This window comes from Acidocella aminolytica 101 = DSM 11237 (assembly GCF_900129125.1).
Lineage (GTDB): Bacteria > Pseudomonadota > Alphaproteobacteria > Acetobacterales > Acetobacteraceae > Acidocella > Acidocella aminolytica.
On sequence record NZ_FQVJ01000008.1, the window covers coordinates 51910 to 64877 of the forward strand.

Sequence of the window (12968 nt, forward strand, 5' to 3'; positions counted from 1 at the left end):
TCGATGGCAGACGACAATGAGCAGCACCTGCGCTGGGGGGTAAGGCGCCGGCTGGAGTTCATCGACTTTAGGCTATTCTGGGAGGGGCGCTTCAACCGGAAGGCGCTAGCCGACGGGTTCGGGATCTCGAGCCAGCAGGCTTCTGCCGACATCGCGCAGTACGAGTCCATGGCGCCGGACAATCTATCCTACGACGCCGCCCTGAAGGCCTATGTCCGGACCGCTAACTTCAAACCCCGGTTCATCGGGCAGTCGACCGATCGGTTCCTGCTTCAGCTGGCCGCGATCGAGAGCGACTGGATGCGCAAGGAGGACAGCTGGTTTGACGCCCTGCCCCCCGCCGAAGTCGTCGGGCTGAGTTCGCGGAAAACTGACCCAGGCCATCTTTTGGCGGTGCTCGACGCCATTCGTAATCGGTTGGAGCTTAAGGTCGAGTACCACTCGATGACCGGTTCAGCCGCGCCCGCCCGCACGATCGCGCCCCATGCGCTAGCCCATAGCAAGGGCCGCTGGTATGCCCGCTCCTGGTCGCGTGAGCACAACGATTTCAGAGACTACAGCCTAAATCGAATCCAGAGGGTGTTCGACCCCAGGCCGTGCCCCGTCGACCCAAAGTTAGATTTCGAGTGGGCCCACACCATCAACCTTATCCTGGTGCCGAACCCAGCGCTCACTGAGGAGCGCCAGAAGGCGGTCGCTGGCGAATACGAGATGACCAACGGCGAACGAAAAGTGCCGACGCGGCTGAGCCTCAGCTTCTATCTCATGAGCGAGTTCAACCTCGACGTGGAGGAAGGCAAGCTCGCACCGGAGAAGCAGCAACTGATTCTCAACAACCGCACTGAAGTCGAGCAAGCGCGGGCGGCTGCCCGGCAGATGTCGAAAGAGGCGCTAGCGCGCGGTCCGCGCGTGACCACCCAGCCCAGCCCGTTGGCGCGGCCATGACCATCTCGGCGGTCATTCTGTTCGGAAGCCGTGCTCGTGGAGATTATAATGCGGGGTCAGATGTCGACCTTCTGTTCGTCACCGGCGAGCCGCAGCCCAGGCACCACGCCGTCAGCAAGCTGTCGTTGTCACTTTATCCGATGGACAAGCTGCTCAGCCAAGCTGCTGACGGCGACCTCTTTGTCTTCCACTTGGTCTCAGAGGCGAAGCCGATCTACGACCCCGCGGGTGAATTCATCCGCTTACAGGCGGCATTTCGATTGCGCGATTCCTACGACCGAGACGTCGCTCAAGCGTCCGATCTCGGTTACTTGCTGAGCCGCTTCGGTGATGTCCTTCCAAATGAAGGCTTGGTGAATCGCAGGATCGCGTGGTGCGTGCGGACTATTCTAATTGGGCGCGCCGCTGAACAGCGACGCCCGGTCTTCTCTCCGGCAGCGCTGGCAGCGTTCTCTCAGGACATCGCGGTCGAGGGCCTGATCAGGCAGAAGTCGGCTAGTCGTCCTCCTGAACCAGACACACTACGCTGCCTGCGCCACTTCCTGGAGCGTTGGGGAAAGCTTGATCCCGTCCCCATGGCAGAAGCCCCAGATGACTACAATCAGGCGTTTGCGATGACTAATAATTACGTTGCGCAGAGTACTCTAAAAAACCTCCTTGCAAACTCCGATTATGCTTGAATATGTGGTGATTTGACGGCCCACGCGCTCGTCAGATTTACACACCCATTCAATCACCGAATGTCTTGGACGGATCGATGGCCGAGATTGCCACCTTCGGAAGCAATGTCCGCTCGTCAGTGGTTGTTACCCATAACGCGACATTCCGTTCCCGGCCCGTTCTGCTCTTGGGCTATTCAACGCCAATGGCGACGAGGGGAAGCGTGGAATGGGAGCTTTTGGAGTCTCCTGGAGCAAAAACGACAATTCGTAATATGGGTGCAGCTAAGTCGCCCCCATCCTACGCTCGCTTATTCGGGCTTCGAGGTATGATTCTGTCCTTCAACCTTCTTTTTGCCCCGAAAATGAGAATATCTTTTCAATGGCCTGGGTCATTTCTAACTTATTTGCGAACTGTGGGTGCCGTAGGGGGAAAACGCGGACCAGTGTTCCATCCGACAGTTCATAGGTTTGCCACTGGTTTGGGTATATTTCGGTCGCGTCCTCCAGAGTAGGAGGAAAGGCATTCCAGCCCTTTTTGGTAAAAATAACCAAGTCATTGGGGCGGTATTCATTCAGTATGTCGATCACTCGCTGACGACCATGTGCCTCTTGCTCGCTAGACGCCTTTTTATACCGTTCTTCGTCTAATCCAATGCTCGATGGAACGAAGTTGAAGAAAATAACTCGCGGCCAAAAATCGACGTGCTGCTCAAAGCCAAAATAATCTTTGATCCGACTAAAAAATGAAAAGCTTTCTTCTCCAGAAATAACTGTTTCTATGGTTCGGCAGGTTCTCTCCACTTCAAATTCTCTGGCCTCACTATCCATGTCCTCGTCAGGATTGCTCCAGTGCGAGTAACCACAGATCGCAATTTTTCGGCCACTCACACCTTCGTCGTATCGCTTCCCAACCCAGGGACGGTTAACTGGTGGATTGTTCATGCCTGCACCCCAGAGCGCTTGTTTTCTGGCAAAATAATACCTGCTTTCGGCCTTTTGACTATTACAGACTTATTTCGACGTGAAATAACGATCGTGGGATTTGCCTTGCCACATCCCTGCAGCTTAATAGAGCCGTCGTCCTCCGACACGACCATCTGCCGCCAATGGCAGCTTATCTTATTTTCCACTCCAGACCAGACAGGCAGTTAACGGCCCGATTCTGCCGATGGTTGTCTTGCGACATCCCCATTTGTGTTGATCACAACCGATGCAACCGGGACGAGTGGAGTAGGCAAGGCGTAAAGGGCATGCCGCCGTTCGCCAACGCGAACCAGGGCGTTTTTGTCGACGAGATCGGCGAGGTCGCGCGTCGCCATGGCTGGCGCTGCGTTATTTAATCAATTGGTGATTGGCTTAAATAGCGGCTGAGCTACGGTAAGCGCTCTTAAATAGCGGGCGCCCCCATCACGGACGGGTAATCCATGCCGTGCCGGTTGTGCGGAGATTAAGCCATTCAATCTCCGCGCCCGGATGGATTGCGCGCCTCCCATTCACAAGAAGGGGTAGAAATTTTCGCCAATTCTTGCTATCAATGATGGCATTGTCATCATTGCTGCGTTTTGGAGGCGACGGCCGTGGCGAGTATCACCATTCGTAACTTCGATGAGGGGCTGAAATCGCGTTTGCGTATTCAGGCGGCTGTGCACGGCCGGTCGATGGAGGATGAGGCACGGGACATCTTGCGCTCTGCCCTCAACCGGCAACCCCAGCCCGCGGCCAATCTGGCCCAGGCCATTCGCGGCCGATTTGCCGCCCTGGGAGGTGTTGATCTGCCTCTGGCACCGCGTGAACCGATGCGTGAACCGCCGGTATTTGATTGATGATCCTCCTCGACACCAACGTCGTCTCGGAACTGATGCGCCCGGCGCCCGCACCGGCCGTCATGTCCTGGCTTGCCGCACAGCCCGCAGCCAGCTTGTTCATTTCCGCCGTCACGGAGGCTGAGTTGCGTTACGGCGCCACGCTGCTCCCTGAGGGGCGGAGACGGGCAGACCTTATGGCGGCCGTCGATGCGATGCTTGCCGAGGATTTCACCGGACGCATTCTGCCCTTTGACAGCGCGGCGGCGGTCGCATACGCGGCCATCGCCGCCGGCCGCCGGCAAGAAGGGAAGCCGATTTCCCAATTCGATGCACAGATCGTGGCTATCGCCCAGTCGCGCGGCGCAGAGCTTGCCACCCGCAATGTGAGCGATTTTGAGGGCTGTGAGGTCGAGGTTATCAATCCCTGGACAGAATAGGGTGACGGGGGCCACGCGCAGCGGCAACGGCTTCGTCGAGCAGGTTGTTCAGCGCATCCGGCGCCAGATCAGAAAATTTGTCCTGCACCTCAGCCATGGTTCGGTCCAGGATGCGCCATTTGACGGCATCCTCGATAAATTTGGACAAATCCCCCTTATTCATCCCTCGCTGGGCGAGAAAGCTGCGGACCGAAATGTCGGTATCCTTCGACACGGATACCGTCCAGCGGGTCATGGTGTCGTTGGGCATGGTCACTCCTGTAGATGAGCGCTTATCGCTCACCTACAGGACATGGTTTCCCCAAATATGCAAAACGGAGATACACCGTGCGGCGATTGCGGCCCTATTCACCGCAAGCTCTGCGGCGAATAACCATCAGGCGGTAATGCGGATCACGCTATGTTGGTAAAAAACCAAATGTAACCGAGCATTTTTCAAGAATCTACGGGACTGATGAGTTCGCCATCATCCCCCAGCCCACCTTCATCCATTGCAGCATCGAGCTGATCAACGGCCTCAGCATTCCGTATCGTGCTATTCGCCTGGTTCTTAATTTCATTAACTGCCAGTTCGAGCCCCCAATGGCCCCCGGCGGGCATCGCCGCAACCGCCGCTGCCGCATTATCGACCTTGGCTATAACCTGGTTCGCGAGTTTAACGACGCGCTGCACGACCATTCGCTTGTTGAACCCGCACGCTTCAGCCAGTCTCTCCCAGTGCCGGCGATACAAATGCCGCCCCCGGCGTTGGCCGCCGATTTCCTGGGCCATGTTCTTTGTGATGTTGTCCCAGACACGAGCGCACATAAGATCATAGAGGGGGGCCAGCCGGGCGCCGTTATGGTCAATCAGGATTGAATAATTCTTGGCATGGCTATCGACGTTCGTGATCAGCACATTGAATATCGCCGCGTCCAGGAGAGCTAGTCGGTCTCTTGGCGGCAAAAACCGTGCGGCGACATCGAACAGGTCCGGCAGGCTGGGGCCGCGCAGACCGGACTGGTTATGTTCATATTTCGATGCTGGCGGTTTGCCGCTAGCCTGACAGAAATCCTCCTGGTGCAGCCTGATCCATTCATCATGCTTCAACATCCGGTCATACCGTTCGACAAGCAAATAGGATCGCGCCCCCGCCCGCCCGGTCGTAACGCTTGCCGCGTTCAGCCCCAGCAATCTCGCGAGCGTGAGGCATAAAGCCTCGTTCTGCACACTTCCTTCCAGTCGGGAATTGTCGGGCTTCAGGATGTGGGTGGACGGGTGGTTGTTCAGCGGAATCGCGATTGCGCCGCCCACGAGTACAACAGGCAGCTTCTCCTGTGCCCCGGCCAGGCTCATTGATACGCCTTCCGTCTCAACCAAGAACGGCCTCTTCGGCAGATCATTGATGATCCGCTCCAACTGGTTGCCGGTAGGCTTCGAATAACGCGGCTCCCCTCGTTTGGCGGGACCGCCAAAACTCAATGCGCCAGCGGTATCTCGGCCGACCCTGTCCAGAATGCCGAGAACATCACCGGGGGAGACGCCTGCTGTTCTTCCGATCATTGTCAGCGCATGGCCTTCCGGCAGCAGGTTGGTCAGCCAGGGCGTGAAGAGGGCCGGTGGCATGCCCGCGGCACTCAGCGGAGCCAGCACAGAAATCGGGAAGGCTGAGGCTGACAAGCGCCATGCCTCGGCATAAGTGAACGACAACAAGCCATCCGGGTTTGCCTGGATTTCGCCGACAAGCAGGGTCTCATAGAAGACCGGCGTGGCTGCCATTATGGCACGTCCGACAAATCAGCATTCGTGCTGGCGGCCGTCATCTCTATGCCGAGGGCTTTCCCGACCCTCAAGGCCATGCCCAGTCGGCAGGACGCTTTGCCCGCTTCAAGGTCAATGATGAAGCGCAGGCCGGTGCCGGAGATCAAGGCAAGCTCGGCCTGGGTCAGCCCAGCCTTGCGCCGGTTGGCCCGGACCATATCTCCAAATGCTTTTGCCAGATCGTCAGTCATGCAACGTCAAAAAATTCCCGATCGGGAACATGCTCCTGGTTTCTCTGGATTTCAAGGTAAATATGCCAGATCGGGAATATTTTGATAAATTGTGCCTCGGAAGCGGCAAAATACGCGCGATCGGAATATCGCGGTGCGAGGCTTATCTCCCCAATCTCGGCCCCCTTGGCCTGAGCGTGTTTCGCAGTTCCTGGGCTTTTCTTATTTCCTCGGCCTGCCGTGCCTGCTCGGCTTGCGCAGCGATCAGCGTCTCCCGGCCCTTCGCCAAGGACGCGCGCAGTTTCTGGTCGGTTGTCAAGCCGGAGCGCGCGCGGTTCGACTGAGCGGCCTCGAACCGCAGTGAGGCCCCCTTATCCTCCCGCTGCCGCATGATCTGCCCGGTCAGAATGGTCAGGTTAGGGGCCAACTCGCGCGGCACGAAGAGCCGGTAATCCTCCCGGTGCCGTGTGCCGATGACATAGGCCGCGCGGGCATCCCAGGCATAGGAATTGTCGTAGACGGCCGCCGTTGTGGGCTGCGTCTTACCCTGGCCCTTGTAGCCCGTGCCGCTATAGCCCAGTCCCCATTTGTCGTATTTCACGGGGTCAAAGGCGACGATCGCGCCGTCATCCTTCATGATTTCCATGCGCCTCGGTGCCACGGCTTTGACGGTGCCAAACTCCGATGTCGTCACGCCGAGCTGCCGGTCGGTCTCGTAAAATTGCACCCGCTCTCCGGCGGCAATCGACACGTCACCGCGCACCGTCTTGAATTCATGCGCCTGGATCGGATTGCCCTTCACGGAAAGGTCGGCCCGTCGCCGCTGCTGTTCAGCCCGGTTCAGCTCCTCCACTTCCTTGTTGGTGCTGGCATAGAGGAAGCTCGGCCGGTCGATTGACGCCTGCGCCGCCACCGCGCGTTGTCGCGCATCGGCCAGGCTGTCACACCAGACAATCTGGCCTCGCCGGTCATACGCCTCCAGCGCGGTATGAATATCGCCCCGCGCAAAATCCTCGCTGGCTTTGGCCTGGTATTGCTGGCGCTGTCTGAGCACGGTTTTGAGCTCGGCCGCGCCGTGGCGGTTGACCAGCTCCGTGAACATCCCGCCCCGCGCCACCGACGCGAATTGCCGGTCATCGCCCGCCAGGATCAACCTGGCTCCACTCTGCTCGGCGCCCTTCAGCAGCTTCGCCATGATGGCGTTATCCATCATGCCCGCCTCGTCCACCATCACGACGGTCTTGCGATCCCAGCGCGATGGGTCACGCTCCAGCTGTCCCAGCTCGCGATGTAAAGTCGCGGCATGGCCGTAGCCGTCCTTGCGCAAATCCGCGACGACGGCATTGGTCGGGGCCAGGCCGATCACGCGATACCCCTCCGCCTCGAATGCGTGCCGGGCCGCATTCAAGGTATGGCTCTTCCCCGTCCCGGCCCGGCCGATGACGATGCTGATCTGCCGGCCGTCCGTGACGTGCTCGGCCGCCGCGCGCTGCTCCGCTGTCAACTCGGCGCGCGCCAGTTCTGCGCGGCCGGCGCGACCAAGTGGCCGGCCGGATGACTCGCTAATGCGCTCAGCGGCGCCGATGATCGCCAGCTCCTCGTCGCGGACCTCGCGTGTGGTCCAGCCGATCTCATCGCGGCCATCGGCAAGCAGTGGCACAACATCGGCATGACCAATGATCCGGGCTTCCAGTGACGCGCGCTGCTCGCCCTCCAGCCCAGATTTGTTCAAAGCCTGGCGCAGATCGCGCGCCGTAAAAATGGCTTTCTGCGCGGTGAGGCGGAGCAAAATTTCGTCCGGGTCGCGCAGCTTCGCCTGCTCGGCGGTTGCATTGGCGCGGGCGATTTCCGCTCGGTCGGCGATGACTTGCTCATTCAAAAGCTGGCCGCGCGTGTAATGCTCCTCCGGCACCGTTCGGCGCTCGCGGATGTCTGCGGTGATCCCCAACCGCTCGAAATGTTCCCTCTGGAATTCGGCCCATCTGGTGTCCCAATTCTCGGCTTCGCTGATAAAATGGTTTGCCCCCTTACTGGCAAAGTCGGGGTTCATGGCGCGGGCCTTCTTGCCAAACCCTCCGCCTTCCAAGGTGCGCGTGCTGATCAGCAGATGCGCGTGCGGGTTATTCTCTTCCCGGTGGATCGCCCATTCCACCACGACGCCATGTTTCTGCGGGTCGATCTCGCGTGCCACGAATTCCAGCAGCATGGCTTTGCGCTGCTCGGGCGAAGCCTCGCGCGGCAGGGCGATGGTCATGTGCTTGGCGATTTGCCCGTTCTTCTTCCAGCGTAGCTCCCCGGTCTGCCGGTCGATCGTCTGCTCGGCGCGCTCCGCCACCCGCCAGATCTGTGCCGCGTCGGCGGCCCACTCCGGCGCATGGACGGGCAGGATCATGCCACGGGCTTCCAACTCATCGGCCTTATGCGCAAAATTGAACGGAGTGCCGCTTTGGTCGAGGCGGGCATCGCGGGCGATATAAGCCGACAGGCCGGTGGCGCTGCTGCCCGCTCCGGCTTTGACGATCTCGACGCGGACAAACCGGCTCGCCATCGCTATCCTTCCTATGCGCCTTCCTTTCCGGCCGGCGCTTTAACCCCCGCGCCGTGCCGGGACAGGTCCGCGGTCGACGATTCGGCTGGTGGTGCGGTGGCATCACCCTCAACCACGTTTTGCGCAGCAAAACGTATATTGAGCCTAGACTGATTTTCTGCGGGCGCGTCTGTCTTCAGGGTGACCCGAACATGAAGAGTCGTTCAGCCTGATTGTATTAAGTTTACATTGTTCTCACGAAAATTGTAGCCGTTTTCTGTTCCGTTGTTTTTGCCAGTTTTTGGAGACAGAACATGGCAGGATTCGATGAGGCCGCGCTACGGCGCCTGGAAGAGCTGGTCGCCAAGTCAAAGGGGGGCAACAAACTGCCAGCACCCGAGGCGCTGGAACTGAAAGAGCTGAAGCTGCTGCGCCAGACGGCCGAGATTGCCACGCGCCGAGCCAGCATAGCTGTTGCCAAACGCAAGATCGAGGACCGGGAGAAATACCGGGTGGGTGGCCTTGCCGTGGCCGCCGGGCTGAGCCGGTGGAATGATGATGAGTTGAAAGGCGGGTTCGCCATGTTGGCCGAACTGGCCGATACGGCAAGGGCCGAGTTGGGCGCGAACGGCAAGCAGGCGAGGGCGGCGGAAGCCGCTAAAACCGTGCTGGTGCCGCTGCGCGTGTCCTTTGGGGAGGCGCCCGATGAGTCCGTGCTGACCGCCTTGAAGAAGCGCGGCTTCAAATGGAACGCGGCGGCCAAGGCGTGGGATGGTACCGGAGAGCCCGCCGACATTCAAAGCGAGGCCGAACTTGGCGGCGGATTGGTCGAGCCGTTGCCGCTGGCGCTACGGGAATAGGCCCATGTCAGTCCTGATGGGGTCCGGCATATGAGCGGAGCGGATGACGGCGACGAAGCCGCGGGTCCTGGGCGGCGAGATTTAGACGTGGGGGAGGGGGCCTATTGGCGGCGACTGGCGGGGCAGGTTGACGCAAGCCAAGCGGCCGGGCCGCATCGGGGGCCAGAAATGCCCGATCTTCCAAAAAAGACCGATCTGCCGGAAAATCTCGATATCACAGACCCCACGGTGGCGATCGTGCAGACATTGCTGGACAATGTGGCCATTACCAAGGAATTGAAAGACGAATCCGCGGCAGCGCGCAGGGCCATGGCCGATTCCATGCGCAAGTCAGCCCTTCAGGCCGATGCCATGTCTGCCGATATGCGCTCGGTGACCATCGCGCTCCAGCGCCTAGCCGGGCAGCAGCCAACCAAATGGGACCGCTATATCTGGGCGGGGGTCGGCTTCGTTCTGGGCGTCGTCGTGACGGATGCGAGCTTCACGACGTTTCCAGCCCTCTGGCACCAGCTCTTTGGGTAAGGTCGCACAAGCTTTTCGCAATTTGCTGTGGCAGACGCGCCGTAATCCAGGCTGGGCCGTCAAGGCGATTCTATTGAGCCCTTTATGGGCGCCACTCTATTTGCTGAAGACGATCCTTTGGATGATCCTGGCCATGACCCTGGTCGGCCTTGCCGGCGCGGGTGTCGTAACAGTCTTTCATCTCGATCACTCCAAGAGCGCCAATACCGTTTTCATCGGCGTGATGGTCATCGCGCTGCTCGTCGCTATGGTCTGGGGGCTCACACGTCCGCTCCTTGAACATTTTGGAGACCGGGAAAGCGGCACCCATGGCACGGCGCGCTTTGCCACGGAGAAAGAGACCGCGCGCTTGACGCAAAATAGGCAAGGCCTCCTGCTTGGCCGCGATCTCAATTCCGGCAAGTTGCTGCGCTATGCCGGCCCCGCCCATTTGCTCACCATGGCGCCGACGCGCAGCGGCAAGGGCGTGGGCACCATCATCCCGAACCTCCTCACCCTCAATCGATCGGTGATCTGCATTGACCCGAAAGGCGAAAATACCCGGATCGCCGGGCGCACCCGTGGTTTGTTCGGCAAAGTGCATATCCTGGATCCGTTCGGTGTCACCGGCCGGGTCTCGGCGTCCTTCAATCCGCTGGCTTCGCTTGATGCGGCAAGTCTGGACGTGGCGGAGGAAGCGGCCACTCTGGCCGATGCACTGGTTTATGACCCACCCGCTCAGGTGGCGGAAGCGCATTGGAATGAAGAAGCCAAGGCGCTGATCGCCGGATTCATTCTCTACATCGTCGCGCAGGAGCCGCCCGGCCGACGATCCCTCGCAATGCTGCGCGAGCATTTGACGGCAGCACCCGATGCGTTCGCGGACTTGCTCGTGCAGATGCAAGGCACCACGGCCGCCGCGGGACTTATCGCACGGGCGGCCAACCGGCATCTCGGCAAGGACCATCGGGAAGCGGCTGGGGTGTTATCGGCCGCGCAGCGCCACACCCATTTCCTCGACAGCCCGCGTATGACGGCGGCGCTCGGCCATTCAGATTTTGCGTTTGGGGATTTAAAGGCCGAGACCGCCACGGTGTTCCTCGTCCTACCGCCGGATCGCCTCGGCGCTTATGCGCGCTGGCTGCGTCTCATGGTGACGCAGAGCTTGCACGATATGACCCGCGCGCCAGGGCGACCTGCCGCGCCGGTGCTTTACCTCCTCGATGAGTTCGCCGCGCTCGGCCATCTGGCACCGGTCGAGCGGGCCATGGGGCTCATGGCCGGCTATGGCGTGCAGCTTTGGCCCATCCTCCAGGACATCCACCAGCTTCGCGCCAATTACGGTCAGAGTGCCGGAACCTTCCTCAGCAACGCCGGCGTCCTCCAGGTTTTTGGGGTCAATGACCATGACAGCGCACGTCTGGTCTCCGATCTGCTCGGCCAGGAAACCAGGGTGTTCGAGACCACCAGCCGCGATCCGAATCAGGGTTGGGCCAGCGATCGTTTGACTTTCTCCGAACAACATGCCGGCCGGGCGCTGCTCACCCCCGATGAGGTGCGCAACATGGCGCAAAGCAAGCAACTGCTTTTTCTCACCGGGCAAAGGCCGATCCTTGCCCGGAAGTTGCGATATTACGCGGACGCAGAATTTGCAGGAAAATTCGACAAGCCTTAGCCGATGCAACGAAAATCGGGCGCCGTGAGGCGCCCGAAAAGTTTGGAAATGGGTTGCCTCAAGCGGCAGCCTTCTCCACCGTGTTGTCCACCTCGTGCCGTTGCAGGCCGTGCAGATAATCTGCGGCGCGCTGCGCGTGGCTCGCGGCCGAGAAGACGAAACGCTTGTCATCTTTCAGCACTTTCAGCCAGGTCGCGATATAAGCGGCATGATCCTCTCGGGTCTCGGGCGTAATACCCAGATCAGCGCACAGGAACGCGCTGCCTAATTCCGCAACAAGCTCTTCCCGTGCATAACCTTCATCGCCCCATTTAACACGGCCCATATCACGGGCCAGGCGCGAATCATGTTTGGTCCAATGGGTCAGCTCATGCGCCAGTGTCGCCGCGTAGCTCTCGGCATCGCGGAACGTCTCAAAGGGCGGCATCTGCACGAAATCGGCGCCTTCGGCATAATAGGCGCGCGTGCCGCCATGCCGAATATCCGCACCGGTTGCCGCAAAAAAGCGGTCCGCGGATTCAAGCCTTTGGGCAGGGGGCAGCACCGAGCCCTCCGTCTTAGCCGTGTACTGTGCCGGTAAGCCTTCGCACTGCTCGGCATTGAACACGGTATAGCCTTTGAGGAAGGGAATTTCCCGTTCGCATTCCTCGCCATGCGCGTCGATCTCAGTACGCTTGATACGGTCGGCATAGACCACAAGCTCGCCGGTCTCGCCGCGGCGAACATTGCCGCCCAGCTCCAAGGCTTGTTTGAAGGTCAGCCAATGCGGGCAGGAATAATCTTTTGTCACAGCGGCGGACCACAGCATGATGATGTTGATGCCATTATAAGAAATGCCGTTGTGCCGCAGCGGGCGGGTGATCTTGCCCGTCGCGTGTTCCACGCTCCAAGGCTTCAGCCAGGGGCGAACCCCCTGTTCCAAATCTGCGACAATCTTGTCCGTGATCCGGGTATAGATATCCGAACGGCTTGATGTTTGGGCCATGTCCTTGATCTCCTTTAGGGGTGAGGGGCAGCGCGCTGCTCCTCTGCCCGTCGGCGAGACCGGGGTGTGCAAGCTGCAAGGCGCTTCGCGGGGAACCAAAACGCAACGAAATTGACCGCGCAGCGGGACATTTCGTCTGTCGTTTTGGGCGGAAGCGCCTTGCAGCGCGCCGAGGGGCTGGCCCCTAAGCCTGGCGAAGCCAGGGCATGGCCACGTCTGTGGCTAAAGCTTCCCGCCCCGAAATCGGTCCGCCAATGGCGCCATTGCTGAAAAGAGCCATTTCGTCCAAAGTGGAGCAATGGATCACCACCGGATTCGGCCTTGAAAACCATGTCGGCGCGCGAAGCGAAGAACGGCTTCGGGCTGATGATCGACACCGCGCGCGCCGAGCCGGTGCTGATCGAAAAGCATGGGCGCGGCGTGGTGGTGGTGGTCGCGGTGGAAGAGTACGAACGGTTGGCCGCTGGGCAAATGAATCGTGAGACGCAAGATGGCGACAGGCCGGCGGCCAAAAATGGAGGGGAAAGGAAGTGACTAGGCAGGCGCTCCGCGACAAGTTCATCGTCGTCCTGACCGAGCTTGGCGGCTCGGCCGGGAATAG

14 protein-coding genes are annotated in these 12968 nt (G+C 60.0%); 8 read left to right on the forward strand and 6 right to left on the reverse strand.

All coding sequences use genetic code 11. The features are described from left to right. Positions 1-3 precede the first annotated feature (3 nt). Positions 4-945, forward strand: coding sequence for a helix-turn-helix transcriptional regulator (locus tag BUB54_RS06115; RefSeq protein WP_048877248.1), 942 nt, complete (start codon positions 4-6; stop codon positions 943-945). After that, positions 942-1625, forward strand: a complete 684-nt coding sequence (halB, locus tag BUB54_RS06120) for an anti-phage Hailong system nucleotidyltransferase HalB (protein WP_048877249.1) — start codon at positions 942-944, stop codon at positions 1623-1625. Before BUB54_RS06115 ends, halB begins: the two co-directional genes overlap by 4 nt. A gap of 321 nt (positions 1626-1946) precedes the next feature. Here the strand turns inward: halB and BUB54_RS06125 are convergent, their stop codons facing one another. Beyond that, complete coding sequence (locus tag BUB54_RS06125) at positions 1947-2549, reverse strand: hypothetical protein (RefSeq protein WP_139284812.1); 603 nt, start codon at positions 2547-2549, stop codon at positions 1947-1949. A 635-nt stretch (positions 2550-3184) separates the two neighbouring features. Between BUB54_RS06125 and BUB54_RS06130 the strand changes: the two genes are divergently transcribed. Then, positions 3185-3430, forward strand: a complete 246-nt coding sequence (locus BUB54_RS06130; RefSeq protein WP_048877283.1) for a FitA-like ribbon-helix-helix domain-containing protein — start codon at positions 3185-3187, stop codon at positions 3428-3430. Further along, the gene (locus BUB54_RS06135; protein ID WP_048877251.1) at positions 3430-3849 is read left to right on the forward strand and encodes a type II toxin-antitoxin system VapC family toxin; all 420 of its coding nucleotides are present in this window, start codon (positions 3430-3432) and stop codon (positions 3847-3849) included. The genes BUB54_RS06130 and BUB54_RS06135 overlap by 1 nt, the downstream gene beginning before the upstream one ends. Here BUB54_RS06135 and BUB54_RS06140 read toward each other — a convergent pair. The 4 genes from BUB54_RS06140 to BUB54_RS06155 form a co-directional block, all read right to left on the reverse strand. After that, positions 3830-4099, reverse strand: a complete 270-nt coding sequence (locus tag BUB54_RS06140; protein WP_048877252.1) for a ribbon-helix-helix domain-containing protein — start codon at positions 4097-4099, stop codon at positions 3830-3832. The genes BUB54_RS06135 and BUB54_RS06140 overlap by 20 nt on opposite strands. Positions 4100-4284: 185 nt before the next feature. Then, entirely contained in the window at positions 4285-5607 is a 1323-nt protein-coding gene (locus BUB54_RS06145) for a type II toxin-antitoxin system HipA family toxin (RefSeq protein WP_073211367.1), read from the reverse strand. Next, positions 5607-5840 carry a helix-turn-helix domain-containing protein gene (locus BUB54_RS06150; RefSeq protein ID WP_048877253.1) on the reverse strand — a complete coding sequence of 78 codons (234 nt, stop codon included), beginning with the start codon at positions 5838-5840 and terminating at the stop codon, positions 5607-5609. The genes BUB54_RS06145 and BUB54_RS06150 overlap by 1 nt, the downstream gene beginning before the upstream one ends. A gap of 142 nt (positions 5841-5982) precedes the next feature. Further along, the gene (locus BUB54_RS06155; RefSeq protein ID WP_048877254.1) at positions 5983-8367 is read right to left on the reverse strand and encodes an AAA family ATPase; all 2385 of its coding nucleotides are present in this window, start codon (positions 8365-8367) and stop codon (positions 5983-5985) included. 293 nt (positions 8368-8660) lie between these two features. Here BUB54_RS06155 and traD point away from each other — a divergent pair, with 293 nt between their 5' ends. The 3 genes from traD to BUB54_RS06170 all read left to right on the forward strand — a co-directional run bounded on the left by traD (position 8661) and on the right by BUB54_RS06170 (position 11382). After that, positions 8661-9206: a conjugal transfer protein TraD gene (gene traD / locus BUB54_RS06160; protein WP_048877255.1), complete on the forward strand. Its 546-nt coding sequence runs from the start codon at positions 8661-8663 to the stop codon at positions 9204-9206. 30 nt (positions 9207-9236) lie between these two features. Further along, positions 9237-9728 carry a hypothetical protein gene (locus BUB54_RS06165; RefSeq protein ID WP_048877256.1) on the forward strand — a complete coding sequence of 164 codons (492 nt, stop codon included), beginning with the start codon at positions 9237-9239 and terminating at the stop codon, positions 9726-9728. A gap of 121 nt (positions 9729-9849) precedes the next feature. Next, on the forward strand, positions 9850-11382 hold the full coding sequence (locus tag BUB54_RS06170) for a type IV secretory system conjugative DNA transfer family protein (protein WP_244890753.1): 1533 nt from the start codon (positions 9850-9852) through the stop codon (positions 11380-11382). A gap of 58 nt (positions 11383-11440) precedes the next feature. On the opposite strand, the gene BUB54_RS06175 is transcribed toward BUB54_RS06170, so the two are convergent. Then, positions 11441-12367 carry an ArdC family protein gene (locus BUB54_RS06175; protein WP_048877258.1) on the reverse strand — a complete coding sequence of 309 codons (927 nt, stop codon included), beginning with the start codon at positions 12365-12367 and terminating at the stop codon, positions 11441-11443. A gap of 330 nt (positions 12368-12697) precedes the next feature. On the opposite strand from BUB54_RS06175, the gene BUB54_RS21420 reads away from it, so the two are divergent. Continuing rightward, positions 12698-12901, forward strand: a complete 204-nt coding sequence (locus tag BUB54_RS21420; protein WP_048877259.1) for a type II toxin-antitoxin system prevent-host-death family antitoxin — start codon at positions 12698-12700, stop codon at positions 12899-12901. The last annotated feature ends 67 nt before the right edge of the window (positions 12902-12968 follow it).

Coding starts and splice junctions, on each gene's coding strand:
- BUB54_RS06115 (WP_048877248.1), top strand. CDS start 4: ATGGCAGACGACAATGAGCAGCACCTGCGCTGGGGGGTAAGGCGCCGG.
- halB (WP_048877249.1), top strand. CDS start 942: ATGACCATCTCGGCGGTCATTCTGTTCGGAAGCCGTGCTCGTGGAGAT.
- BUB54_RS06125 (WP_139284812.1), bottom strand. CDS start 2,549: ATGAACAATCCACCAGTTAACCGTCCCTGGGTTGGGAAGCGATACGAC.
- BUB54_RS06135 (WP_048877251.1), top strand. CDS start 3,430: ATGATCCTCCTCGACACCAACGTCGTCTCGGAACTGATGCGCCCGGCG.
- BUB54_RS06140 (WP_048877252.1), bottom strand. CDS start 4,099: ATGCCCAACGACACCATGACCCGCTGGACGGTATCCGTGTCGAAGGAT.
- BUB54_RS06145 (WP_073211367.1), bottom strand. CDS start 5,607: ATGGCAGCCACGCCGGTCTTCTATGAGACCCTGCTTGTCGGCGAAATC.
- BUB54_RS06150 (WP_048877253.1), bottom strand. CDS start 5,840: ATGACTGACGATCTGGCAAAAGCATTTGGAGATATGGTCCGGGCCAAC.
- BUB54_RS06155 (WP_048877254.1), bottom strand. CDS start 8,367: ATGGCGAGCCGGTTTGTCCGCGTCGAGATCGTCAAAGCCGGAGCGGGC.
- traD (WP_048877255.1), top strand. CDS start 8,661: ATGGCAGGATTCGATGAGGCCGCGCTACGGCGCCTGGAAGAGCTGGTC.
- BUB54_RS06165 (WP_048877256.1), top strand. CDS start 9,237: ATGAGCGGAGCGGATGACGGCGACGAAGCCGCGGGTCCTGGGCGGCGA.
- BUB54_RS06170 (WP_244890753.1), top strand. CDS start 9,850: ATGATCCTGGCCATGACCCTGGTCGGCCTTGCCGGCGCGGGTGTCGTA.
- BUB54_RS06175 (WP_048877258.1), bottom strand. CDS start 12,367: ATGGCCCAAACATCAAGCCGTTCGGATATCTATACCCGGATCACGGAC.
- BUB54_RS21420 (WP_048877259.1), top strand. CDS start 12,698: ATGTCGGCGCGCGAAGCGAAGAACGGCTTCGGGCTGATGATCGACACC.